The sequence below is a fragment of the Microbacterium album genome (assembly GCF_014643695.1).
GTDB lineage: Bacteria > Actinomycetota > Actinomycetes > Actinomycetales > Microbacteriaceae > Microbacterium > Microbacterium album.
This window is the reverse complement of record NZ_BMJY01000001.1, coordinates 37,601-60,575: the sequence shown is the minus strand read 5'-3', so window position 1 is coordinate 60,575 and position 22,975 is coordinate 37,601. Positions and strand designations below refer to the sequence as shown.

Annotated in this window: 23 protein-coding genes; 15 read left to right on the top strand and 8 right to left on the bottom strand. The window is 68.7% G+C overall.

The annotated features are described in order from the left end of the window. Positions 1 to 149 precede the first annotated feature (149 nt). The 15 genes from IEX37_RS00240 (at position 150) to IEX37_RS00170 (ending at position 14,499) form a co-directional block, all read left to right on the top strand. A complete protein-coding gene (locus IEX37_RS00240; protein WP_188754238.1) occupies positions 150 to 1,115 on the top strand; it encodes an ABC transporter substrate-binding protein in 966 nt (321 codons plus the stop codon). Next, positions 1,112 to 1,936, top strand: a complete 825-nt coding sequence (locus IEX37_RS00235; protein ID WP_188754237.1) for an ABC transporter permease — start codon at positions 1,112 to 1,114, stop codon at positions 1,934 to 1,936. The genes IEX37_RS00240 and IEX37_RS00235 overlap by 4 nt, the downstream gene beginning before the upstream one ends. Then, positions 1,933 to 2,697 carry an ABC transporter permease gene (locus tag IEX37_RS00230; protein ID WP_188754236.1) on the top strand — a complete coding sequence of 255 codons (765 nt, stop codon included), beginning with the start codon at positions 1,933 to 1,935 and terminating at the stop codon, positions 2,695 to 2,697. The genes IEX37_RS00235 and IEX37_RS00230 overlap by 4 nt, the downstream gene beginning before the upstream one ends. A gap of 9 nt (positions 2,698 to 2,706) precedes the next feature. Continuing rightward, positions 2,707 to 3,495, top strand: a complete 789-nt coding sequence (locus IEX37_RS00225) for an ABC transporter ATP-binding protein (protein WP_188754235.1) — start codon at positions 2,707 to 2,709, stop codon at positions 3,493 to 3,495. After that, positions 3,492 to 4,223, top strand: a complete 732-nt coding sequence (locus IEX37_RS00220) for a GntR family transcriptional regulator (RefSeq protein WP_188754234.1) — start codon at positions 3,492 to 3,494, stop codon at positions 4,221 to 4,223. Before IEX37_RS00225 ends, IEX37_RS00220 begins: the two co-directional genes overlap by 4 nt. Further along, complete coding sequence (locus IEX37_RS00215) at positions 4,220 to 5,227, top strand: ornithine cyclodeaminase family protein (protein ID WP_188754233.1); 1,008 nt, start codon at positions 4,220 to 4,222, stop codon at positions 5,225 to 5,227. The genes IEX37_RS00220 and IEX37_RS00215 overlap by 4 nt, the downstream gene beginning before the upstream one ends. Positions 5,228 to 5,278: 51 nt before the next feature. Continuing rightward, positions 5,279 to 6,298 (top strand): dihydrodipicolinate synthase family protein, encoded by a 1,020-nt coding sequence (locus IEX37_RS00210; RefSeq protein WP_188754232.1) that lies wholly within the window; start codon positions 5,279 to 5,281, stop codon positions 6,296 to 6,298. Positions 6,299 to 6,387: 89 nt separating this feature from the next. Next, complete coding sequence (locus IEX37_RS00205; protein WP_188754231.1) at positions 6,388 to 7,983, top strand: FAD-binding oxidoreductase; 1,596 nt, start codon at positions 6,388 to 6,390, stop codon at positions 7,981 to 7,983. Further along, positions 7,980 to 8,711, top strand: coding sequence for an SDR family NAD(P)-dependent oxidoreductase (locus IEX37_RS00200; RefSeq protein ID WP_188754230.1), 732 nt, complete (start codon positions 7,980 to 7,982; stop codon positions 8,709 to 8,711). Before IEX37_RS00205 ends, IEX37_RS00200 begins: the two co-directional genes overlap by 4 nt. A gap of 118 nt (positions 8,712 to 8,829) precedes the next feature. After that, positions 8,830 to 9,597, top strand: coding sequence for a cyclase family protein (locus IEX37_RS00195; protein WP_229662986.1), 768 nt, complete (start codon positions 8,830 to 8,832; stop codon positions 9,595 to 9,597). Positions 9,598 to 9,600: 3 nt separating this feature from the next. After that, a complete protein-coding gene (locus IEX37_RS00190) occupies positions 9,601 to 10,578 on the top strand; it encodes a fumarylacetoacetate hydrolase family protein (protein WP_188754228.1) in 978 nt (325 codons plus the stop codon). Positions 10,579 to 10,808: 230 nt separating this feature from the next. Further along, on the top strand, positions 10,809 to 11,957 hold the full coding sequence (locus IEX37_RS00185; protein ID WP_188754227.1) for a sugar ABC transporter substrate-binding protein: 1,149 nt from the start codon (positions 10,809 to 10,811) through the stop codon (positions 11,955 to 11,957). A 177-nt stretch (positions 11,958 to 12,134) separates the two neighbouring features. After that, positions 12,135 to 12,428, top strand: a complete 294-nt coding sequence (locus IEX37_RS00180) for a putative quinol monooxygenase (protein WP_188754226.1) — start codon at positions 12,135 to 12,137, stop codon at positions 12,426 to 12,428. Then, the gene (locus IEX37_RS00175; protein ID WP_188754225.1) at positions 12,428 to 13,390 is read left to right on the top strand and encodes a fumarylacetoacetate hydrolase family protein; all 963 of its coding nucleotides are present in this window, start codon (positions 12,428 to 12,430) and stop codon (positions 13,388 to 13,390) included. The genes IEX37_RS00180 and IEX37_RS00175 overlap by 1 nt, the downstream gene beginning before the upstream one ends. Before the next feature lie 50 nt (positions 13,391 to 13,440). Then, on the top strand, positions 13,441 to 14,499 hold the full coding sequence (locus IEX37_RS00170) for a LysR family transcriptional regulator (protein ID WP_188754224.1): 1,059 nt from the start codon (positions 13,441 to 13,443) through the stop codon (positions 14,497 to 14,499). On the opposite strand, the gene IEX37_RS00165 is transcribed toward IEX37_RS00170, so the two are convergent. The 8 genes from IEX37_RS00165 to IEX37_RS00130 all read right to left on the bottom strand — a co-directional run bounded on the left by IEX37_RS00165 (position 14,409) and on the right by IEX37_RS00130 (position 22,968). After that, positions 14,409 to 14,720 (bottom strand): NIPSNAP family protein, encoded by a 312-nt coding sequence (locus IEX37_RS00165; protein WP_188754223.1) that lies wholly within the window; start codon positions 14,718 to 14,720, stop codon positions 14,409 to 14,411. The two genes, IEX37_RS00170 and IEX37_RS00165, sit on opposite strands and share 91 nt — an antisense overlap. Next, positions 14,720 to 15,508: an SDR family NAD(P)-dependent oxidoreductase gene (locus IEX37_RS00160; RefSeq protein WP_188754222.1), complete on the bottom strand. Its 789-nt coding sequence runs from the start codon at positions 15,506 to 15,508 to the stop codon at positions 14,720 to 14,722. The genes IEX37_RS00165 and IEX37_RS00160 overlap by 1 nt, the downstream gene beginning before the upstream one ends. Before the next feature lie 127 nt (positions 15,509 to 15,635). Then, entirely contained in the window at positions 15,636 to 16,628 is a 993-nt protein-coding gene (locus IEX37_RS00155) for an NAD(P)-dependent oxidoreductase (RefSeq protein WP_188754221.1), read from the bottom strand. Positions 16,629 to 16,672: 44 nt separating this feature from the next. Then, complete coding sequence (locus IEX37_RS00150; RefSeq protein ID WP_188754220.1) at positions 16,673 to 17,752, bottom strand: isocitrate/isopropylmalate dehydrogenase family protein; 1,080 nt, start codon at positions 17,750 to 17,752, stop codon at positions 16,673 to 16,675. A gap of 68 nt (positions 17,753 to 17,820) precedes the next feature. After that, on the bottom strand, positions 17,821 to 19,197 hold the full coding sequence (locus IEX37_RS00145; RefSeq protein WP_188754219.1) for a 2-hydroxycarboxylate transporter family protein: 1,377 nt from the start codon (positions 19,195 to 19,197) through the stop codon (positions 17,821 to 17,823). A gap of 158 nt (positions 19,198 to 19,355) precedes the next feature. Further along, a complete protein-coding gene (locus tag IEX37_RS00140; RefSeq protein ID WP_188754218.1) occupies positions 19,356 to 19,970 on the bottom strand; it encodes an IclR family transcriptional regulator in 615 nt (204 codons plus the stop codon). 250 nt (positions 19,971 to 20,220) lie between these two features. Continuing rightward, a complete protein-coding gene (locus tag IEX37_RS00135) occupies positions 20,221 to 21,684 on the bottom strand; it encodes a S10 family peptidase (protein WP_188754217.1) in 1,464 nt (487 codons plus the stop codon). A gap of 48 nt (positions 21,685 to 21,732) precedes the next feature. Next, positions 21,733 to 22,968, bottom strand: coding sequence for a M20 metallopeptidase family protein (locus IEX37_RS00130; RefSeq protein WP_308421658.1), 1,236 nt, complete (start codon positions 22,966 to 22,968; stop codon positions 21,733 to 21,735). Positions 22,969 to 22,975 lie beyond the last annotated feature (7 nt).

The window sequence follows — 22,975 nt, the reverse complement described above, 5'->3', positions numbered from 1 at the left end:
CCCACCCTCATGCGTGCATCCACGGAACCGATGCCTGCTATGGGTCCTGACGCGCGACGCGGATTCTGGACACTGGATAACCTCGCGGCAGTCCCACCCTCCAACGAAGCAGGGAGCCCCCCATCATGCGATTGTCACAACCCGTCAGTGTGTCCGCCATTGCCGCCTGCGTCGCCATCGGAGCGGCGGTCCTCACCGGCTGCGGTTCGAGCGCGGACGCCTCTGGTTCCCCTGCGGAGACCGTAGCCGTCAGCGTCGGCGTCACGCCCATCGCCAATGCGGCGACCGTCTACCTCGCCGAGGAGCTCGGCTATTTCGCGGACGAGAACCTCGACGTCACGCCCACCATCATCCAGGCCGCAGCCGCCGCGATCCCCTCCCTGCAGAACGACGAGCTCCAGTTCGCCCTCGTGTCCGCTGTGCCCACCATCACGGCCGCCTCGAAGGGCCTGCCGATCAGGGTCGTGGCGTCCAACGACCGCTACAACCCCGACCCGGAGGCTGTCGATGGCGCTGCGCTCGTCGCGTCAGCGACCAGCGGTGTCACGTCGCCGAGCGAACTCGCCGGCGCGACGATCGCCGTCGTCGGCCTCAAGTCGGCGCCTGAGCTGGCCCTCCGGCTCGCGCTTCGTGGCGCCGGCGTGGATCCCGAGAGCGTCGAGGTGGTCGAGATCCCGTATCCCGATATGGTGTCGGCGCTGACGTCGGATCGCGTCGACGCAGCGATCGTGGCCGACCCCTTCCTGTCGCAGGCCAAGGCCGCGGGCCTCCCGGTCGTGTCGCAGCCTTTCCTCGATGCGCTTCACGGTGAGGCCGGGACCACGTGGGTCGCGAGCGAGCGCTTCCTTCAGGCTCATCCGGATGCGGGGCAGGCGTTCGTGCGCGCCATCACCAAGGCCGTGGCGTACGCGGCGGCCAACCCGGATGCCGTGCGCGACATCATGGGCTCATACACGGAGATCTCCCCGGAGGCCCGTGCCGCCGCGGTCCTGCCGTACTTCGACTCGACGATCGACGGCGAAGACCTCCAGTTCTTCGCCGACGCGCTCGTGACCGAGGAGTTCATCGATTCCGCCTACGACGCCTCCGGCCTGCTGTGGACGCTTGATCGATGAGCGCGGTGCAAGCGGAAGAGCGACCCCCGGGCGCCCTGGCTGCGGGCGCCCTGCGGCTCGCCCTGCCGCGGACGCTGCCGAAGCTGGCGTTCGTCGCGGCCGCGGTCGCCGCGTGGCAGCTGTGGGCAGGAGCGGGCAACCTCGGAGCGGTCCCGACGCCTGTAGAGGTGACCGTCGCCCTCGTCGGCATCGTCGCCGACGGATCGGTCTGGTCACCCCTGGGCGTGACGCTCAGCGCATGGGCGATCAGCTTCGTCATCGCCTCTGCCATGGGTCTCGTCGTCGGGTTCGTGCTCGGGGCCAGCAGGCTCGCTTACCGGCTGTCGGTCTTCGTGCTCGATTTCTGCCGCACGATCCCTGCCCTCGGCCTCGTGCCCCTGGTCGTCCTGATGTTCGGAGCGAGGATGCAGAGCACCATCGTCCTCGCCGTGTTCGGCGCGGTATGGGCGGTGCTGCTCCAGACCATCTACGGCGTGCGCGACGTCGATCCCGTCGCCAGGGACGCCTTCCGCTCATCCCTGGCCCGCCGGCGCGACGTCGTGATCCGTCTCGTGCTCCCGAGCGCAGCCCCCTACATCGCGACCGGCTTACGGCTGGCTGCCGCGGTCTGCCTGCTGCTCACGCTGAGCGCGCAGATCGTGATCCCCTCCCCCGGCATCGGTCAGCAGATCGTGCTCACCCAGCTCGGCGGGGCGATCCCCAAGATGTACGCATACATCGTGCTGTCGGGCGTCGTCGGCGTGGCCATCAACGCCGCGTTCGTCGCGCTCGAACGCATCGTCCTGCACTGGCACCCCGCCCATCGGAAGGCCATCCGATGATGAAGCGCCGCGCAGCCGACTTCGGGATGGGACTCATCCTGCCCCTCCTGCTGATCGCCCTCTGGTGGGTGACCAGCACCGCCGCGGACTCGTTCTATTTCCCGCCGCTCCCGCACGTGCTCGACGTGTTCGCGGACCTGTGGGTGTTCGACCTCGTACCAGTGCATGTCTTCCCCTCGCTCGCAGCGATCGGCCTGGGGTTGGGCATCTCGATCGTGCTGGGCGTGGCGCTGGGAGTGCTCCTCGGACTGTCCCGCTTCGTAAGCGACATGGTCAGCCCGGTCCTACAGTTCCTGCGGTATCTGCCGGCTGTCGCGCTCCTCCCCCTGGCGATCCAGCTCATCGGCATCGGGCTCGAGATGCGCGTGCTCATCATCGTGCTGGGGGCGATCTGGCCGATCCTGCTGAACACGATGGACGGCGTGCGGGGCATCCATCCCGCCGTCGGCGACGTGGCGCGCTCGACTCGACTCGACGGGCCGACGTGGATCTTCCGCATCGTGCTGCCCGCCGCGAGTCCGCAGATCTTCACCGGGATCCGGGCGAGCCTGGCGGTCGCCGTGGTCCTGATGGTCGCGAGCGAGCTGCTCGGATCCTCCCGCGGGATGGGCTACTTCATCTTGGAGTCGCAGCGGCAGTTCTCCATCCCGGAGATGTGGTCGGGGATGATCCTGCTCGGCATCATCGGCTACCTGCTCAACGTGATCTTCGGGCGCGTCGAGCATCACGTCCTGGCCTGGCACAGGCTGTCACGGAGCTGAGAGAAGCACATGGAAGACACCTCACCCATCCTTTCCGTCGAGCACCTTCGCAAGAGCTTCGGGCCGAAGAAGGTCCTGCAAGACGTCACCTTCACCGCTGCGGAGGGGGAGTTCGTCTGCATCGTCGGACCCTCGGGCGCCGGCAAGACCACGCTCCTGCGCTGTCTCGCCCGGCTCGCGTCGGCGGACGACGGGCGCGTGGTCCTCGCCGGCCGCCCGGTCGAGCGTCCTCCCGCCGAGATGGCCGTCGTGTTCCAGGACTACAGCCGCTCGCTCATGCCCTGGATGCGCGTCGAGAGCAACGTCGAACTGCCGCTGCTCCGGAGTCGTCTCACGCGCGGGGAGCGCGCGGAGCGCGTGCAGCAGGCCCTCATCGACGTCGGCCTGCCTGACGCCGGCCGCCTCTACCCCTGGCAGATGTCCGGCGGGATGCAGCAGCGTGTCGCGATCGCGCGCGCTCTGGCGTATCGCCCGTCCGTGCTCGTCATGGATGAGCCGTTCGCGTCCGTCGACGCCCAGACGCGAGCGGACCTGGAGGACCTGACCCTGCGGCTGCGTGATCGGCTCGGCGTGACGATCGTGCTCGTGACGCACGACATCGACGAGGCCGTCTACCTCTCGGACAAGGTCATCGTCCTCTCTGGCAGCCCCGCCACGGTGACCGCGGCCATCCCGGTCCCTCTCGGGTCCGAGCGCGAGCAGGTCGCCACGAAGGCCCAGCCGGAATTCCTGCGGTTGCGCGCCGAGATCCACGGCATGATCATGCGATCGAACACGGCGTCGCGGAGCGTCGCGTGAGCACGCCGCTCCTGCCCCCGCGCAGCGCGCGACGCGTCGCGGACGAGGTGTTCCGCATCCTGCGAGACCGCATAGTCAGCGGCGCGCTTTCGCCGGGATCGCGTCTCGACATCGACGCCATCACGGCCGAGTTCGACGTGAGCCGGACGCCCGTGCGCGAGGCCGTGCTGCAGCTCGAGGGAGCGGGACTCGTGGTACGACAGCCATATCGCGGTCCCATCGTGGCGGGTGTCGACCCCGGGCGGCTCGAGGAGATCACGGCGTTGCGCATCCAGCTCGAGGGGCTCGCGGCCGAGCTCGGGGCACCGCGCCTGGCTCCGTCAGAGCTCGAGGCCATGGAGACGGCGCTGCGCGACCTCGATGCCCTGGGTGCCGTGACCGGTGGCTCGGTCGGCGACTTCAACGAGCTGAACTGGCGGTTCCACCGCATCCTGTACGCGGCGGCCGCGGCACCCGTCCTGCTGCGCACGCTCGACGCGCTTCGCGTCGAGGCCGATCGCATCCGCCTGCACTACGACTTCCCTCTCACGCCGGCTCGCGATCAGCATCGGCGGATCCTCGACGCCTGTGCGCGGCACGACGCCCCTGCGGCACGACAACTCACCCAACAGCACATCCTCGAAGCCCATCTCCACAGCACCGGCAACGACGTCGTGGCTGGCGGCCCCTTGGCGGCCGTGCTTCGCACCGTGGAGCACCACACCCCCACAGAAAGGACACCTCGATGAGCGACGACGGATTCCTCGCCGAACCTCCCACCCTGTTCCTCACGGACGCCGACGTGGCCGAGCTCGCCGACTGGGACAGCGCGATCGCCGCGCTGTCCGCGGCGTACTCGCGTCCCGAGGACCCGCAGCGCACCCCGGAGCGGGTCGTGGCGACCACCGACGCCGGCTGGCAGCGTCACATGCCGTCGGCGCCCGCCGGAGGGCGGCTCGGAGGCTCCAAGACGATCGCCGCGTCCATCCGCAACGGTGTCGTGAGCTACCTGATCACGCTTTTCGACCAGAATGACTCGCGCCTGGCCGCGCTGGTCGACGGAAACCGGATCACGGGCATCCGGACCGCCGCCACCGCGGCCGCCGCCCTGACGCGACTCGTGCCGTCGGGTCCCCTGACGGCGGCGGTGGTCGGCTCCGGCTTCGAGGCGCGTGCCCAGTTGCGCGCTGCCTCCCGGGTGGTCGACATCCGAGAGGCGCGTGTGTCCAGCCCGACCGCGGCAAACCGCGAGCGCTTCGCAACCGAGCTTTCCGAGGAGCTCGGCATCCCCGTCACCGCCGTCGCCAGCTCGGAGGAGGCGGTGGGCGGCGCGAGCCTCGTGCTGTGTGCCGCGCGCTCCCGCGACGAGACCCCGACGGTGCTCGCCGACTGGGTGGACGACGACGCGACCATCGTGTCCGTCGGCTCGACCACGCCGTCCCAGAAGGAGCTCGATCCTGCGCTGATCGGCCGCGCCGGGCTGATCGTCGCGGACGCGCTTGCGGAGGTGCTGCACGACAGCGGCGACATGATCGCCGCGCGCGAGGCCGGATACGACCCCGACCGGGTGACGGTCTCGCTGCACGACCTCCTCGGAGGCGTGACCGGACGCCCCGAGCGCGGCATCGCGATCTACAAGTCCACGGGCAGCGGCTTCCAGGACATCGTCCTGGGCGAGCTGCTCTACGACCGCGCCGTCGAGCGCGGTCTCGGCACGCCGCTGCCGGTCGGGATCCTCACGATCCGCAAGTAGGCCATCCACATCGGCCCCAGCCTCACATCCAGCCACACAGAGAGAAGGAACATGGCCAGCTACACCAAGTCCGAAGCCCGCGAGTGGGCGCGCGAGCGCCTGGTCGGCGCCGTCAACTGCACGATCCCCTCGTTCACGAACGACCTCCGGGGCATCAATGAGAAGGGCATCCGGCACGACATCCGCCTGGCGAAGGAGCACGGCTTCCTCGGCACGCTCGGTGTCTCGGAGGTGAACATCACGCTCCCCGAGTACATCGACTTCCTCGAGATCATGAAGGACGAGGCGCGGAACGACCTCGTGATCGTTCATCACGCGAGCTGGTCGACGCTCGAGCAGAACATCGAGGCGGTGCAGCGCGCGGAAGCCGCCGGCGCCGAACTCGTGCTGCTGTCGTACCCGCCGAACTTCTACCCCGAGTCCGAGCAGGACATCTACGACTACACGAAAGCCGTCTGCGACGCGACGAACCTCGCGGTGATCCTCTTCCCGATGTTCCTGTGGGGCTTCAGCCAGCGCATCCACCCGTCCGACATCCCCGCGCGCCTGATCCGCCGGATGCTCGACGACATCCCGAACATCGCCGTGATCAAGGCCGAGGGCGGCTTCCCGAGCATCATGGGCATCATCGAGGCGCACCGTCTGTTCGGCGAGGAGGTCGTCATCTCGTGTCCGATCGAGGGCGAGCTGCTGCCCCTCGGCCAGCTGATCCCGATCCAGCTGTCCGCCACGAGCGACCACGAGTTCTGGGGGCCGACGATCCCCCACGCGATGAACCTGCTGCGCGAAGGCAAGTTCGACGAGGTCACCGAGCTGTACTGGCAGATGCACCCCGCGCGAAAGGCGAAGGGCGCCATGGCGCAGCTGCTCAACGGCGGCCACTTCATCGACCGTCAGCTGTGGAAGTTCCAGGGCTGGCTGCGCGGATACAACGGAGGGCCGCTGCGTCTGCCCACGCAGCGCATCCACGACCCCCAGATGAACATCCTGCGCAAGGGCCTGATCGACGCGGGCTTCGAGCCCAGCATGGATCCGTTCAGCGAGTTCTTCGTAGGACGCAACCCCGCCTGAGGGACACGCCTGCTCCGCGGCCAGGGCGGTCGCGGAGCAGGCGCCCCCACCTCCGGCATTCGACCATCTTCAAGAGCAAGGGAGCTTCCATGACCACCACACCCGACTTCATCCCCGCGCGTCGCACGCACGTCGAGGCATCCGCCGTTCAGGAGGCACTGGTCGCCATCGCCGACGCGATCGGCGCTGAGCACGTCATCACCGGCGATGGCGGTGAGTACCGAGACCCGTTCCAGCCTGTCGGATGGGACGCCTTCGCCACCGCCGGCGTCGTTCAGCCGGGCAGCACGGAGGACGTCCAGGCGATCGTGCGGATCGCCGCGGAGCGGAACGTGCCGGTGTGGGCCCAGGGTCAGGGACGCAACAACGGCTACGGCGGGGCTGCTCCCCGGCTCTCCGGCGGGATCACGATCAACTTCCGCCGCATGAACCGCGTCCTCGAGCTCGACCCGGAGCTCGGCGTCGCACTGATCGAGCCCGGCGCGAGCTTCCAGGACATCTACGACGCCATTGAGGCGGCGGGCGCCGACCTCATGGTCAGCGTCCCCGACCTGGGATGGGGGTCGATGGGCGGAAACCAGCAGGACAACGGCCTCACCTACCTGCCCTACGGCAAGGACTGGCGCAACATCTGCGGTCTCGAAGTCGTCACGGCGGACGGCGAGCTGCTGCGCACCGGCATGGGCGCCATGGAGGGCAACGCCTCGTGGAACCTCTATCGGCGCAACCTCGGCCCGACGATCGAGCCGCTGTTCTTCCAGGGCAATTTCGGCGTCGTGACGAAGCTCGGCCTCTGGCTCATGCCGAAGCCGGACGCCATCACGAACGTCCACGTCGACGTCAAGCGCGACGAGGATCTCATCCCGCTGGTGGACATCCTCCGCCGGCTGCGTCTCGACGGCACGATCGACGGCGTGCCCTGCATTCTGAACACGCTGCTCATCGCCAGCACCATCGCCAACCGCGACCACTGGTACGAGCCCAAGGAAGGCATCATCCCCGACCCCGTCATCGACGAGATCGCGGAGAAGATCGGCGTCGGCCGCTGGCATCTGCGATTCGCGCTCTACGAGGGCAAGGAGATCAACGCGATCAAGCTGCGGAAGGCGATCGACGCGTTCAACGCCATCCCCGACGTCAAGATCCGTCACACGACGACGGGTCCGGACGAGTGGCCGACTCTGGAGGACCCCTCCGACCGGGTCTACTCGGGCGTGCCGAACCTCGACTGGAGCGGCATGGCGGGCTGGCGCGGTGGCGAGCACGGCGGGCACATGAGCTTCGCCCCGGTCGCGCCGCTGTCGGGCAAGCAGGTCTATGAGCTGCAGATGTGGCTCAAGGAGCAGTTCGAGCGCAACGGCATCGACCACACCGCGGACCTGATCGTCGTCAACGAGCGCTCGCTGTGCAGTGTCGCCGGGATCACCTTCGACATCGACGACGAGCAGGCGACCGCCGAGGGATACCGGGTCATGCAGGAGCTCGTGCGGGAGGCAGGGAAGATCGGCTACGGCGAGTACCGCGCGCACCTCCACTTCATGGACCTCGCGCAGGAGCAGTATGGCTTCAACAACCACGCCTACCGCCGCTTCGTCGAGAAGATCAAGGACGCCGTCGATCCGCGGGGCATCCTCAGCCCCGGGCGCCACGGCATCTGGCCGGCCGCGCTCCGTTCGGAGCGATGACGGACGACCGGCAGGACGCCCAGCGGGTCGTCCTGCTCACGGGCGGCGCGCGCGGGATCGGGGCGGCGATCGCCGAACGTCTCCGCGCCGACGGGTTCGTGGTGGCCAGCCTCGACATCCAGCGCCCGCCGGAGCCGCGCGCCGGTGTGATCGATGTCGTCTGCGACATCACCGACCCGGGAGCCGTCGATGCCGCGGTCTCGACGGTGCATGCCGAGGCGGGTCCCATCACCGCGGTCGTGCACTGTGCTGCCTACCAAGTGCTGGGGGCGTTCGCCGACGTCGATCCGGGGGTGTGGGAGCGGACGTTCCGAGTGAACGTGGGTGGCGCGTTCACCGTGCTGCGCGCGGCGCTTCCGGATCTGCAGCTCTCCGGACGCGGCCGGATCGTCCTCATCACCTCATCGAGCCAGTTCGCGCCCCCCGCGGGCATGACGCACTACATCGCGAGCAAGGGCGCGCTCACCGGCATGGCGCGCGCCCTGGCGACCGAGCTCGGGCCGCTCGGGATCACCGTGAACGCGGTCGCACCGGGGCTCACGGCGACCGAGCACGCGCTCGCCGACGTGCCGCAAGCGCACTTCGATGCCACGCGCGGCCGGCAGGCGATCCCGCGCACCGGACGTCCCGAGGACGTCGCCGCGGTCGTCGCGTTCGCGGTGTCAGACGACGCCGCATTCATGACGGGGCAGACGCTGCTGGTCGACGGTGGAGAGAGCCGCATCTGATGCACAGACTCGGGAGCCGTGCCAGCCATCCTGTCGGCCGATGGCACACATCCCCAGCACGCGATGTCGCCCGGCCCCGACAGCTCGAAGAATGGCCTCATCAGCAAAGGAGCTACCCATGCGTTTCGTCGACCTCTCGATGCCCCTCGATGACGTGATCCCCGTGGATCCGCCGTTCCTGCGTCCCCGGATCGAGTACAAGGACCACATCGCCGGACGCGAGGACATGCGGGCGATGTACGGCATCCTTCCTGAGCAGCTTCCCGAGGGGCAGGGCCTCGCCGCCGAGACGCTGACCCTCACGACCCACGCGGGCACGCACGTCGACGCTCCGTGGCACTACCACCCGACGATGAACGGCGGCGAGAAGGCCTGGACGATCGACGAGGTGCCGCTGGACTGGTTCTTCCGCCCCGGCGTGAAGCTCGATCTCCGCCACCTGCCGACCGGGCACGTCGTCACCGCCGCAGAGATCGACGCTGAGCTCGAACGGATCGGCGTCGAGCTGAAGCCGTTCGACATCGTGCTGATGCACACGGTGGCCTCCGCAGCGTACGGACGCGACGACTACATCGACACGGGCATCGGCTTCGGCCGCGAGGCGACGCTGCACCTCACCGGCCAGGGCATCCGCGTCGTGGGCACCGACGCGTGGGGCTGGGACTTGCCCGTCAGCGCGAACCGGCGGCTGTTCGAGGAGACGGGCGACCCGTCTGTCGTCTGGGAGGGGCACAAGGCGGGGGCCGACGTGGGGTACTGCCAGATCGAGAAGCTGCAGCACCTCGACGAACTGCCACCCACGGGATTCACCGTCGCGTGCTTCCCGGCGAAGGTGCGCGGGGCCTCGGCCGGTTGGACACGGGCCGTCGCGATCCTGGAGGACTGACGGATGCGCATCGCACGCTGGCTCCATGACGGGTGCGTCCAGGAGGGGCTCGTCCACGACGGCCGCGTCCTCCCGTTCCCCGGCGCGACCTCCGTCCAATCGGTGCTCGAGTCAGGGCTGGACGCGGCGCTCGAGCTCGGCGGCCGGCTGATCGACGCATCCTCCGGATCTGAACCCGCTCTCGAGGCGGTCAGGCTGCTCGCGCCATTGAGGCCCACCACGATCCGCGACTTCGTCGCGTTCGAGGAGCACGTGGAAGGCGTCGCGGTCTCAGTGGACGGCAAGGGCGGCGTCCCCGAAGAGTGGTACCGCTACCCCACCTTCTACTTCACGAATCCGCACTCGGTGCTGGGGCCGGCAGACACCGTGACGCCGCCCGAGACGCAGGCGCTGGACTTCGAGCTCGAGGTCGCGGCCGTCATCGGGAGGCCGCCACGGCATGGCGGGAACCTGACGGCGGCGGAGGGAGCGGCGGCGATCTTCGGCTACACGATCATGAACGACTGGTCGGCCCGAGACGTCCAGGCCCGGGAGATGAAGGTGCGCCTCGGACCCGCGAAGGGCAAGGACTTCGGCACGACGCTCGGCCCCTGGATCGTCACCGCGGACGAGGTGGCCGACCTCGTCGATGAGGAGGGGTTCCTCGCCCTGGCGGTGGAGGCGCTGATCAACGGCGAGCGGGTCGGGCACGACCTCCTCTCCAACATGGGGTGGCCGTTCGGCGAGCTGGTGGCGTACGCGTCGCGCAACACCCGGGTCGCCCCGGGAGACGTGCTCGGCTCGGGGACGGCCGGAAACGGCGGATGCCTGGGCGAGCTCTGGGGCCGCAACGGCTCCCGCACCCCGTCACCGCTCACGACGGGCGACGTCGTCACGCTCGTCGTGGAGCGGCTCGGTGAGCTGACCGGGACGGTCGGCGCCCCTGTCGTCGTCCCCGAGATCCCGTCCGCTCGCCCTCGGGCGCGTCAGCGCGCCCGCTGACATCCCCTTTGCGCTCGGTTCCCCCGCCGGCGTGGGATAAGAGGAAAATCGCACCGCCGGCCCGCCGAGGTCCACGCGTGGTATCGCGGTCGGCGATGCCAGACATCGCGAACCCCGGGCGGCGATGACGGCATGCTGGCCCGAACGAGACGCCCAATGGCGGGCGTCCCACGGCAGCGCTGCCGACGTCCCGAGCGTGCGGCGCTGCCACGACGCATCAGGAGGAAACAGTGATCAATGCAAGGAGCGCCGGCTCGCTTGCCGGCCTGGCGATCGCCGCGCTTATGCTCGCGGCGTGCGGCGGAGCCACGCAGCCGGGGGACCAGACCGGTTCGGGTGGAGACGACGAGCTGTCCGAAGCGGCCGCCGCCGCGCTCGAGCTGGCCTACGAGGGCTACGGCTCGACCCTGGAGGACCTGGCGCCGACGACGCCGCCGGAGGGAATCGACTTCTTCGTCATGTCGTGTGGCGAGCAGCTCCCCACCTGCGCAGGACCGTCGGCCTCGATGGTCGAGGCCGCTCAAGCCGCCGGGTGGAACGCGACCATCGTCGACGGCAAGCTCAATCCCGAGGGCTTCGCCACAGCCATCCGGCAAGCCGTCGCCGCGGGCGCCGATGTCCTCGTCCCCATCGGGGTGAGCTGCAGCAGTGCTGCCGCGGCATTCGCGGAGGCCGCCGAGGCCGGTGTCACCATCGTCGGCGGCGGCGGTGTGGACGACTGCGATCCGAAGCGATGGGGGTCGGAGCGCAAGTGGCTCCCGGACCGCTCGGCCTCGGAGATCTTCCAGACGATCGGCGAAGTGCAGGCCGACTACGTGTTCGGCAAGAACAACGGAGACGTCAACGCGCTCGTCCTCAACTCGACCTCCAACGCCTGGGGGGCGTGGATCACCGAGGCCTTCCAGGCCCGGCTCGAGGAACTCGGCGGCGGCGAGGTCCACGTGCTCGACATCTCCGACCCGGAGACGGCGAACAACTCGTATCTGCAGAAGGTGACCAGCGCTCTGCTGAGCAATCCCGAGATCAACGCCGTGACGATGTCCACGGACTCGTACCTCGTGACCGGTCTGGCCGCCGCGATCGACCAGGCCGGCTTCGGGGACCAGGCGGTCGTTGTGGGCGCCTTCGGCAGCGAGGCGGCGATCGACATGATCCGCGAGGGGCAGCCGGGGATCACCGCCACGGTCGGGATCGCGCAGAACTGGGAGGCGTGGGGATCCATCGACACGGCCATCCGGGTTCTGAACGGCGAGGAGCCCGCCTTCATCGGGCAGTCGCTGCAGGTCGTCGACGCCGACAACAACCTGCCCGACTCGGGTCCGTACAACGGATCCATCGATTGGCAGTCCAAGTTCCTGGAGGCATGGGGCAAGCAGTAGCCCCGCAGTGCCGTGCGCGGATCCCCGCGATCCGCGCACGGCACGGTCCGGCCGCCCGTGCAAGGCCGCCCCTCCCGATGCCTGTCATCGAGGAAGACACATGGCCGCCCGTCGCCCCCGCCCCTAGCGTGGGGGCGACGGGGCACACCCGACGAAGACGTTGAGAAAGGAACCCCCATGGCATATGTCTGCAGCGCCACCTGGATCGCCAAGCCCGGTGAGGAGGAGACCGTCCGCACCGCGCTGGAGCACCTCTCCCCCGCGTCGCGCGAGGAGCCCGGCAACCTCTATTACCAGGCCTACCAGAGCCCGGAGGAGCCGAACATCTTCCGCATCTTCGAGGTGTACGTCGACGAGGACGCGTTCAAGGCGCACGCGACGTACCCCCACTTCGAGAAGTGGGCTCTCGGATCCGCGATCCCGGCGCTCGAGACGCGCCAGCGCGACTTCTACGAGACTCTGGACTTCTGATGCCGCGCTACGCCCGTTACGTCGAGAACGGCATCGTGCACACGGGTGTGGTCCGCCACGGCCGTGTGCACGACATCCCCCGCGACCTCGACATCCTCACTCTTCTTCAGGCACCGGAGCACGAGCGCACGGACATCCTGATCAACACGGGTCGTCAGCAGCGCAAGCCCATCGAGGACACGCGCCTGCTGGCTCCCGTGGAGCCGCGCGCGCTGCGCGACTTCGTCACCTTCGAGGCGCACATCGCCGGCATGAAGAAGGGCGAGCCGGGCGATGGTTCCGTGCCCGAGCAGTGGTACGAAGCGCCCCGGTTCCTCTTCGCCAACCCGTGGTCCGTTGTGGGTACCGGCGCCGATATCCCCATGCCCCCCTTCACGCAGCGGCTCGACTTCGAGCTCGAGGTCGCCGCGATCGTGAAGCACACGGTCCGCGACCTCGCAATCGAGGATGCCGCCGAGCACATCGCCGGGTACTGCATCTGGAACGACTGGTCCGCGCGAGACGTCCAGGGCGAGGAGATGCGCGTCGGCCTCGGTCCTTCGAAGGGCAAGGACTTCGCCAACACGCTCGGCCCGTGGATCACCACCCCGGAGGAACTGCGCGAGTACCGCGACGGGGACCGCTACGACCTCCCCATGACCGTGTCGATCAACGGCGAGGTGGTCGGTTCCGACAACCTCAAGAACATGTCGTGGTCGTTCGAGGAGATGCTCGTGCACGCTTCTCGGGACGCCTTCGTCGGCGCGGGCGACGTCTTGGGCTCCGGTACCGCTTCCACGGGGGCGCTCTCCGAGTCCTGGAGTCGCACCGGCCAGCTCACGCCTCCGCCGTTGCAGGTCGGCGACGTGGTCAAGATGGAGGTCGAAGGGCTCGGCGAGATCACGAACCGCATCGTGGAGACGACCAGTCCCGCCCACACGGTTCCCCGCGCCCGCCGCACGTACGGCCCCGACCGCCTCTGAGCACGACAGACCATAGACTCGTTTCCGGACGAGACGATGGGGCGGTCCGAATGAACGATCTGAGGCGCATCGACGCGAATCTGGTGGTGGTGCTCGACGCCGTCCTCCGGGAGCGAAGCCTGACGAGGGCGGGGTTGGCCGTGGGGATGTCTCAGCCGGCCGTGAGCGGAGCGCTGGCGAAGCTGCGCGCGCTGCTCGATGACCAGCTGCTCATCCGCAACGGACGCTCGTTCGATCTGACGCCGAAGGCCGAACGGCTCCAGCCCCTGGTCCGAGACGCGCTCCGGGAGGTGGGCCGCACCTTCAACCTCCGGCCGATGTTCGACCCCGCCACGAGCGATCGCCGCTTCCACATCTGGGCCTCGGATTACGTGCTCGCGACAATGTCGAGCACGCTCCGGGGCATCCTCCGGGACGAGGCACCGGACACATCGGTCGAGTTCGGCACCCTCACCGGGCAGCAACCGGTGAGCCCGGTGGATCTGCTCAGGGCCGATGTGGTCATCTCCTCCGTCAACCGGGGGATCCCCGGCAAGCGCCAGTCGCTGTTCTCGGACAGCCTCGTGTGCATCGCCAGCGCGGAGAACCCGCGGCTCCGGGGGGCGCGATTCGAGCTGGAGGATCTGGCCGACCTCCCCTACGCCCAGGTGGTGTTCGCCGAGAACGTCATCACGATCTCGGACGATGCCCTCTCGGCAGCCGGCATCGAGCCGCGGGTGGCCATGACCCTGCCCGGCTTCCTCTCGCTTCCGTTCATGATCCAGGGGACGGACATGTACGGCATGGTGCCTTCGCGTGTCGCCGAGCTCTATGCGGAACCTCTCGGCCTCGTCGTCGCGGACACGCCGCTGCCGCACTCCACCCTCATCGAAGCGGTCTTCTGGCACCCGTCCAAGACCAACGACCCGGCCCTGCGCTGGCTCGTCTCGGTGCTGCGCAAGACGGCCGAGGTGGTCGAGTTCGGGACGGAGTTCGCCGAGGTCTGGCCGGCGCCGCCCTCGCAACCCCGCCCCTCTGGTCAGACGACCCGCTCGGGGTATCCCACCGATGCGTCCCGGAGGGGCGGGGCCACAGCGATCGCTGCAGCACGCTCAGGCGAGGAACTGTAGGTGTCCTCCGCGGCTTCGAAGTCCGCTCGACCTCCGGGATACGAGACCATCCAGGTGAACGTCTCGTTCTCGCGATCGAGATACGCCCAGTCCACGCGGAACCCCGCAGCGGCGCGCAGGGGCAGGATGCGCGCCCGCCACCACGCCACGAACTCGTCGGCCGTACCATCGGCCAGACGGTACCGCCGGAGCATCACGGTGCGGTCCTCCGGGACGACCATCAGTCGCTCACCATCGTGCCGCCGTCGACGATGATGTTCTGCCCGGTCGTGAAGGACCCGGCGGGAGACGCGAGCCACAGCACGGTGCCTGCGACATGGCTCGCGTCGCCGAAACGACGCATGGGCGTCTTGGCCAGGCGCACATCGCGACCGGCGCCCTCGGTGATCGGCTTGGCGAAATCCGTCGCGATCACACCCGGCGAGACGGCGTTGACCCGCACGCCGTGCGCACCCCACTGCACGGCGAGGTTTCGCGCGAGCTGCGCGTTCGCCGCTTTGGTGATGCCGTACAGGCCGATGAGGGAGTTGCCGCGCAGCCCGGCCAGGCTCGACATGATGATGAAGGCGCCGCTTCCGCGCTCGGCCATGGACGGGATCGTCAGGTTCGCCAGCCGGAGCACGCTGCTCACGTGGATGTCGAACATGACATCGAGCTGAGCGTCGGTGCTCGTCAGGTGCGGCCCCGTGTCCAACGCCACTCCCGCGTTCGCGAACACCGTGTCGATGCGGCCGTGGTTTTCGAGCGTCCAGGAGACAAGCGCCTCGAGCTCATCCCTCAAGCGGACATCGCACGCCCGGCCGACCACCGGCAGGCCGCTCGCCGCCAGGGACGCGGCGATCGCCTCCGGTTCCTCGGACGCGAGCCCGCTGAGCACGGTCGTCGCGCCCGCGGACGCGAGAACCTGGGCGGTCGCCAGACCGAGGCCGGAGGTCGCCCCGGTGACGAGCGCCACCGTCCCTTCCAAGGAGAACAGCTCAGCGGCGGTCGGCGTCCTCGGAGAAATCATGGCGTCAGGCTAGCCACGCGGGCGCGCCGGCGGCGCTCGTCAGCGACGATGCCTGGCATCGCATGCGCCGGCCGACGCACGGCTCCTCACGAGAGTCGCCGGATCCTCGAACATCCCGCCCGTGCCCTCACGTCATCGCGGACAGCTGCGGAGCGCGCTTCGTCTCTGTGATCACGCCGCTCGGGGCGTCTCCGCGGGCTGCGAGTTGGATATTGCTCCAGACGGCGGCGATCCGTCGCTGCACATTCTCCCAGCCGACGCCGGCCATGTGCGGAGTGCAGACGACGTTGGGAAGGGTCAGCAGCTCGCTGGAGAGGCTCAAAGGCTCGACCGCGTAGACATCCAGCCCGGCACCCGCAATCGCTCGATCACGAAGCGCCCGGATGAGCGCGGCCTCATCGATCACCTCACCCCGCCCGACGTTGACGAGAATGCCGCTCGACCTCATCAGGGCCAGCTGCTCCGCGCCGATGAGCTTCTCCGACTCCGCGTTCAGGGGAAGGCTGACGCAGACGACGTCGGAGCGGCTCATGAGTTCATCCAGGGGCACGGGCTTTGCCGCGATGAGCTCGGAGAGCGTCAGTGGAATCTCCGCGGCGTCGTAGTAGATCACCTCCGCGCCGAAGCCGTGGTGCACGATCCGGCCGATCCACCGCCCGATGTTCCCGAGCCCCACAATCCCCACGGTCTTGCCGAACAGCTCGCCGTACGAGGTCTCGTCCAGGTCGGGGCGCCACTTCCCCTCGCGCAGCAACTGCATGGAGGACGGAATCCGCCGCAGCAGAGTAAGGATGAGAGCCACGGCGTGCTCGCCGACGGAGATCGAATGCGTCTTCATCTGCGCGACCGGGATCCCGAGCTCGTTGAGCACGGGCAGCGGCAGTTGCCCGTAACCCGAGCTCATGTACTGCACGAATCGCACCTTCTTGGCGGCCCGGAACACCTCTTCCGCAACCTCGACCCCGGAGATCAGGAAGTCGGCGTCCTCCGCAGCGCGACACATGTCAGACACCGTCGTTCCCGCAGGCAATACGGTCAGCTCGAAGCCCTCCGGCGTCGCCTCGCGGAGGCCATCGATGTAGTCCTTGAGCGGGTTGAGGAAGAGGACTCTGTATGTCATCGTCGCGGGCCTTTCGCGTCTGTCGTCGTAGCGAGGGCTGAGTTTCACGACGCCAGGGCCGCGAGCACGGCCTCAGTAACGTCGTGCGTGCTGGCGGAGCCGCCGAGATCCGGAGTCCGCGGGCCTTCGGCGAGCACGATCTCGACGGCTGCCTGGATGCACTGGCCGGCACGCGTACACAGCGGGTCGCTGTGGCGCTCTCCCAGCCACTCGAGCATCATCGCGGCGGAGAGGAACATCGCGATGGGATTGGCGACGCCGCGCCCCGCGATGTCCGGAGCGCTGCCGTGCGAGGGTTGGAAAACGCCGTGGGTGAGACTGACGTCGGCCGAGGGTGCGATGCCGAGACCGCCGCCGATACCTGCCGCGATTTCCGAGGTGATGTCGCCGAAGATGTTCTCCGTGACGATCACGTCGTACCGCTCCGGGTCGGTCACCATGTACATCGCGCCCACGTCGATGTAATGCTTGGCGCTCTCGACATCCGGGTTCCGTGCAGCGACTTCGTCGAACACCTTCTCCAACAGCACGTTGCTGCGCAGCGCGTTCGACTTGTGCAGGAGCGTGACCCGGCCCGGGGTGCCGCGCTTTCGGCGGGCGCGTGCCTGCGAGAACGCGACGTCGAAGAGCTTCTCGGAGGTAGCGCGTGTGATCGTCATCCGGTCGGTTGCGCTTTCGTCGTTCGGTTCGTGCAGGTCGCCAAGACCGGCGAACATGCCCTCGGATGTCTCGCGGATCACAAGCATATCCACGTGCTGGTTCTTGAGCGGACCCTCCACACCCGCGAACAGCCGCACGGGTCGCAGGCTCGCGAACAGCCCGTAATGAGCGCGCATCTCCACCTGCGCGCCGAGCTCGAGGCCCTCAGGGCCGCGCACGTCCGGCAGCCCCATGGCGCCGAAGAGCACTGCGTCCTTGGTCTCGCCGATTTCGTCCATCTCCGCCGCGGTGATCTTCCTGCCGGTGCTCCTGTAGAGCTCCGCGCTGAAGTCATAGCGCGTGCGGTTCAGCCGGATGCCGTAGTGCGCTTCGCACTTGTCCAGCAACGCCAGGGCCGCGTCGACGATCTCGATGCCGATCCCGTCGCCGGGGATCACGGCGATCTCATAGGGCTTCGTGCGCATGGCAATCGCTCCTTCTTGTGTCTTCGTGGTGGTGTCTGGTCGAGTGAACTGTTGACTCGTCGCCGCGCTCATGCGAGCAGGGTCGCAAGCAGCGACGTGACGAAGAGCACGAGCACGCCGCCCACGCGGTTGGTGAGCGCGGCAAAGGGCATGAGGTGCATACGCCCTGCGGCGCTCAGCACGGCGACGTCACCACTACCACCGGTGTCGGCCATGACCAGACCGGGCGTGATGGCTGCTTCGAGGAAGTTCATCTTCACCGCCCAGCCGAGCGCGCCGGAGGTGAGGGTCGCGACGATCACGGTGATTACCGTCAGGGGAATGAACGCCGGGTTGGCCAACGAGGCGAGCACCTCCTCGATGTCAATGAACGTGAGGCTGACGCCGACGAGGAGAGCGGGGACCAGGAACGCGCCGATCAGGTCGCCCCACGCTGTCGCCGATTCCTCCAGACGTGCGGGGAACAGACCGAACAGCTTCACGATCACGGCCGCGATAATGGTCCAGGCATAGGGATGGAGAGCCGGCAGGAACGCGCCGAGCACCTGCCCGAGGACGAACAGCGTGCTGGCGATCGCGAGCCCGACACCCAGTGCGGCGAACGCGGCGGAGTCGAGCTTGGGCGGCATCGTCAGTTCGTCCCGCCGTCCCTCGATGCGCAGCAGCTGTCCGTTGCCGTTGAAGCCGACGAACAGCTGCTTACGGCGTCGCCCCATACCGTTGTAGACCCCACCGATGAGGATGCAGACGATATTGGCGAGGACGACGGCGGACATCAGGTCTCCCATGAAGTCAGCAGAGTCGCCGCCGAGCCGCTGCGCGTACATGTCGGCCATGGGCACGGCGCCGAGGCCAAGACCGCCCGCCATGATGGGCGCGGCGATGAAGAGGATCGCTTCGAGCAATCCGAAGCCCAGCACGGCACCCACCGCACCGACGATGAGGAAGGTCGCGGCCAGGCAGCCCACAAGCGGCACGATAAAGCGAGGCCCCGCCTTCATCAGCAGCGCTCGAGGCATGCCCAAGACGCTGCCGACGATAATCGCGATCACAAAGAAATCCAGAAAGCCGTAGCCGTCGACGAAGTTTCCCACGACCGTCCTGAACGACTCCGGCATGACTCCCGCGAATGCGACCAGCGCGGGGGCGAACGTGCACAGGATCGTGGGCAGACCGAAGTCCCTTACGACGGGCACGAGATTGCCGATCCAGGCGAGCAGCCCGCCGAACAGAAGGGTCACGGCGAAGCCTGCGAGCATCGTGTCCGGCAGCGCGCCAGTGATCCCCGCGACAAGAACCACCGTGAACAGCGCCACGAAGATGACGGGCGGAAGGCCTGCGATTCGCCGCCACGCTGGCACGCTGCCTGTCGTGGTGGTCCCGATGGACGACGTGGGCGGAAGGACGGCGCGCCGCGCGCCGGTCTCAGTGAACGGTTTAGACATCGTTGTCTCCTCGTCTGTGCGCGGGTGCGGACGCGATCCGCCCTTCGCTTTTCACCTAGTGGGAAACACACTCCCATTGGCCGCAAGAAGGGTAGGAGAGCATGCGCGTCAGCGCAACCCCGCCCGCTACGCCGGCCGGGTCGTCGAGGCGACGTGACTCAGGCGTCGAGTTCGTCTGCGATGCGCTGCGCCGCCTCGCGCAGCAGGTCGCCGTGGTCCCCGCCAGGGGTCGACCGGAGCCGCGCGACCGGTACGACCACGCACAGCGCGGCAATCAGGGCTCCGTCTACGACCACGGGAGCGCTCACTGAGGACAGGCCGGGCGTTCGTGATTGAATCACCTCGAACCATCCGGTTCGGGCGATCGAGTCCTCTGCGCGGGGGGTACGAGCGAGAACCTCCCCCGCCGAGCCAGCCGGCAGGGGGACGCGCGCGCCAACCGGAAGCGTCACGCGCAGAGCATGCGCCGTCTCTGCCGAGAGGCGGCATACACGATAGTCGCCGCTGCGCACCCACAGCTGCACACCCTCGCCGCACTCGTCCCGCAGGGCCAGCACATGGGGCAGCGCGTTTGAATCGAGGCGCGAGCGCGCCACACGCCAGCCGTGCACGTACCGACCGTCGGCATAGCGGCGCAGGAACCCTTCCTCGACCATCGCGAGTGCGATGCGGTGGACGGTGGAGATCGACAGACCCGTGAGCCGTCCGATCTCACTCGCACCCGCGGGCCCTGCATCCAGCGCGTCGAGAATCTGGGCGACACGCTCAAGCATGCGATTGGAGGGCGCCACTGCGGATTCCCCTGTCATCTCGCCTCCGACTCCGCAGATGCTCCAACTCTGTCGATCATAGAGGGGATGCTCCTGTGGGAAGGAAGGCGGCATGCGCCCGGCACAGGCCGCCAGCAGGACAGAGGTGCCACCGGGCCGCTATCCGTCGTCGTCGTCAGACGCGCTCGCGCTCTCGACGCGCTCCCCGAACCCACCCACAGTTGGCGGGTGTGCGCGTCACAACGACGACCATTCAGCGGTCGGTGGCCGTCGCGTAGAAGTCCTTCAGGTCTTTCTGCATCTGCGCAACGACCCTCTCGTCCACGAACGTCATGTGGCCCGACTCATAGAAGTGGAACGCAATGTTCGAGCGCAGCCGCGGCGCGAGGTACAGCTTGGCGACGTCGACCTCGGCGCCGAAGAACGGGGTGGCGAGGTCGTACACACCGCCCATCACGGCCACACGGAGATTCGGATTGCGGCGCATCGCGGCCGAGAGGTCCAGGCTAACGTCGGGCACCTGTGACCGGGCGTCGATGCCGGGAGCCTTGTGCGACCAGTCCCACGCGCCGGAAATCTTCATGTTATACAGGTGCCGGTAGTGCAGTTCGCTCGTGTAGCCGAGCTCGCCCGCCATGATCTGACGGAACGTCGAGAGGTGGGCGCTGTTGACGCCGGCGGTCGCCGCATCGTCGGTGGCGGGGTCGTGCGACCCGGTGCCGACGACGTACTGGTGATCGGCGACGAATCGGGTGTCGAAGCGCCCGACGACGCGGCCCTCGTCCTTCAGCAACGCGTACCGGAACGGCTCCATGCCGATGCGCAGGTGCTTGGCAAGCACCTCCTCCTTCGCGAGGCCGGTCAGCGCCGCGAACCGCTCGGCGGCGGCATCCTCGTCCTGCGGCGTCACGCGGTCGCCGAGCTGCAGAACGCGCGCGTAGTCGCCCTGCGCGAAGTCCTTCGCTTCGGCCAGCAGCTGGTCCAGGGACGACGCGCCCGCGCGTGAGCGGCCGTGGTACCAGGCGGTGGCGGCGAGCGAAGGCAGCAGGTTGATGTGCTCCTGGTCGAAGCCGAGGTTGCTCTGCCCCCAGTTCAGCACCGTCGATAGCAGCACGACACCGTTGAAGTCCAGGCCCTGATTCTGCAGCCGGTGGACGAGGGCCGCCGCGCGCGTCGTGCCGTACGACTCGCCGAAGAGGAACCGCGGGGCGTTCCAGTTGTTCGTGATCGTCAGATACCGCGTGATGGCGCGGGCGAAGGCGTCGGCGTCCTGGTCCACGCCCCAGATCTGCTCCGGCTTGGTGTCGCCCAGCAGCCGCGAGTATCCCGTGCCGGGAGCGTCGAGAAAGACGAGGTCACTCTCCGTCAGGAGCGTGTAGGGGTTGTCGACGACGGTGTACGGCGCGGGCGGCGTGGCGTGCGGGGTCGCGGTGGGAGCGCGGCGCGGCCCGAAGCCGCCGATGTTCAGCCAGAGGCTCGCGGAGCCGGGACCGCCGTTGAACAGGAACGTGATGGGGCGCCGGGGCGCCCCCGCGGCAGGCTCGGCCACGTAGGCGAGGTAGAACATGCTCGCCAGCGGCGTCGCGTCGTCGTCGCGGACCAGAACGGTGCCGGCCGTCGCGGTATAGGTGAGCGGCCCCGTGGGCAGGTCGAGCGTGTGCGAGCTCTCGACGCGCTGTTCGACGGGGGTGGGGGTGCTGAGGTCGGCTTCGGCCATGCGGTGCTCCAAGGACGTGACGGAGGAAGGGAGGAATGGGTGCCGTGCTCAGCGGCCGAGGTGACTCAGCGCTAGCAGCGCGAGCGCGGTGGCCTGATCGGCGAGCACGGCGTCGTCGAAGACGACGTGGGGCGAGTGGTTGGGCGCGATGGTGGCGAGATCGAGCTCGGGCGGCGTCGCCCGGAGAAACAGGAACACCCCGGGCACCTCGCGCAGCACGTGGCTGAAGTCCTCGGAGCCCATCACGGGCGTGGGTGTGGTCCACACGCGTTCCTCGCCGAACGCGGCGCGCAGGGTCTTCAGCGCGTCGGCGGCGAGGTCGACATCGTTGACGGTCGGTGGCAGCAGCACGTCGACCGTCGCTTCAGCCGCGCAGCCGTGCGCTGCGGCGACGCTGCGGGCCAGCCGAGGCAGTTCGTCCCGCAGGCGCTCGAGCGCAGCGGCCGAGAGCATCCGCATGGTGGCCCCGAGGGTCGCGCGATCACCGATGATGTTGCGGGCTGCGCCGCCTGCCTGCAGCTGCGTCACCGACAGGACGACCGGGTCGAACACGTCGAAGCGGCGCGTGACGTAGGCCTGCAGCGCGGTCACCAGCTCGGCCACGACGGGCACCGGATCGCGGGTGAGGTGCGGCGCCGAGGCGTGGCCCCCCCGCCCCTGCACGACCACCTCGAGCTCGGCGCACCCGGCCATGATCGGGCCGGGTCGCGTCGAGAAGATCCCGTATTCCCCGGGAACCACGTGGATCCCGTACGCCGCGTCCACCGGGCGGCCCGCGGCACCGAGCACGCCGTCGGCGATCATGCGCTCGGCGCCCTCGCCCGTCTCCTCCCCCGGCTGGAACATGAACACGACGTCGCCGGAGAGCTCGTCGGCACGGGCCGCGAGCAGGTGCGCGGCCCCGACGAGCCCCGCGACGTGGAGGTCGTGACCGCACGCGTGCATCGTCTCGCCCGTGGCGCGGTAGGGCACGTCGCTCTCTTCGCGCATCGGCAGAGCATCCATGTCGCCGCGCAGCAGCACCACCGGACCGGGGTTCCCGCCGCGCAGCACCGCCACGACGGAGCCGATGGCATCGGCCTCGGTGATCTCCAGCGGAAGCCCGTCGAGCGCTGCGAGCACGCGCGCCTTCGTACGCGGCAGGGCGAGGCCGATCTCGGGGTCGGCGTGCAGCTCGCGGCGCAGCGCCACGAGATCGGGCAGGAGGGCGGCGGCGTCATCGGTCAGGCGCTCACGTGCACCTGACGCATCCGCCCCCGGAGGCATGACGCGCGTCGAAGACACCGCGCTC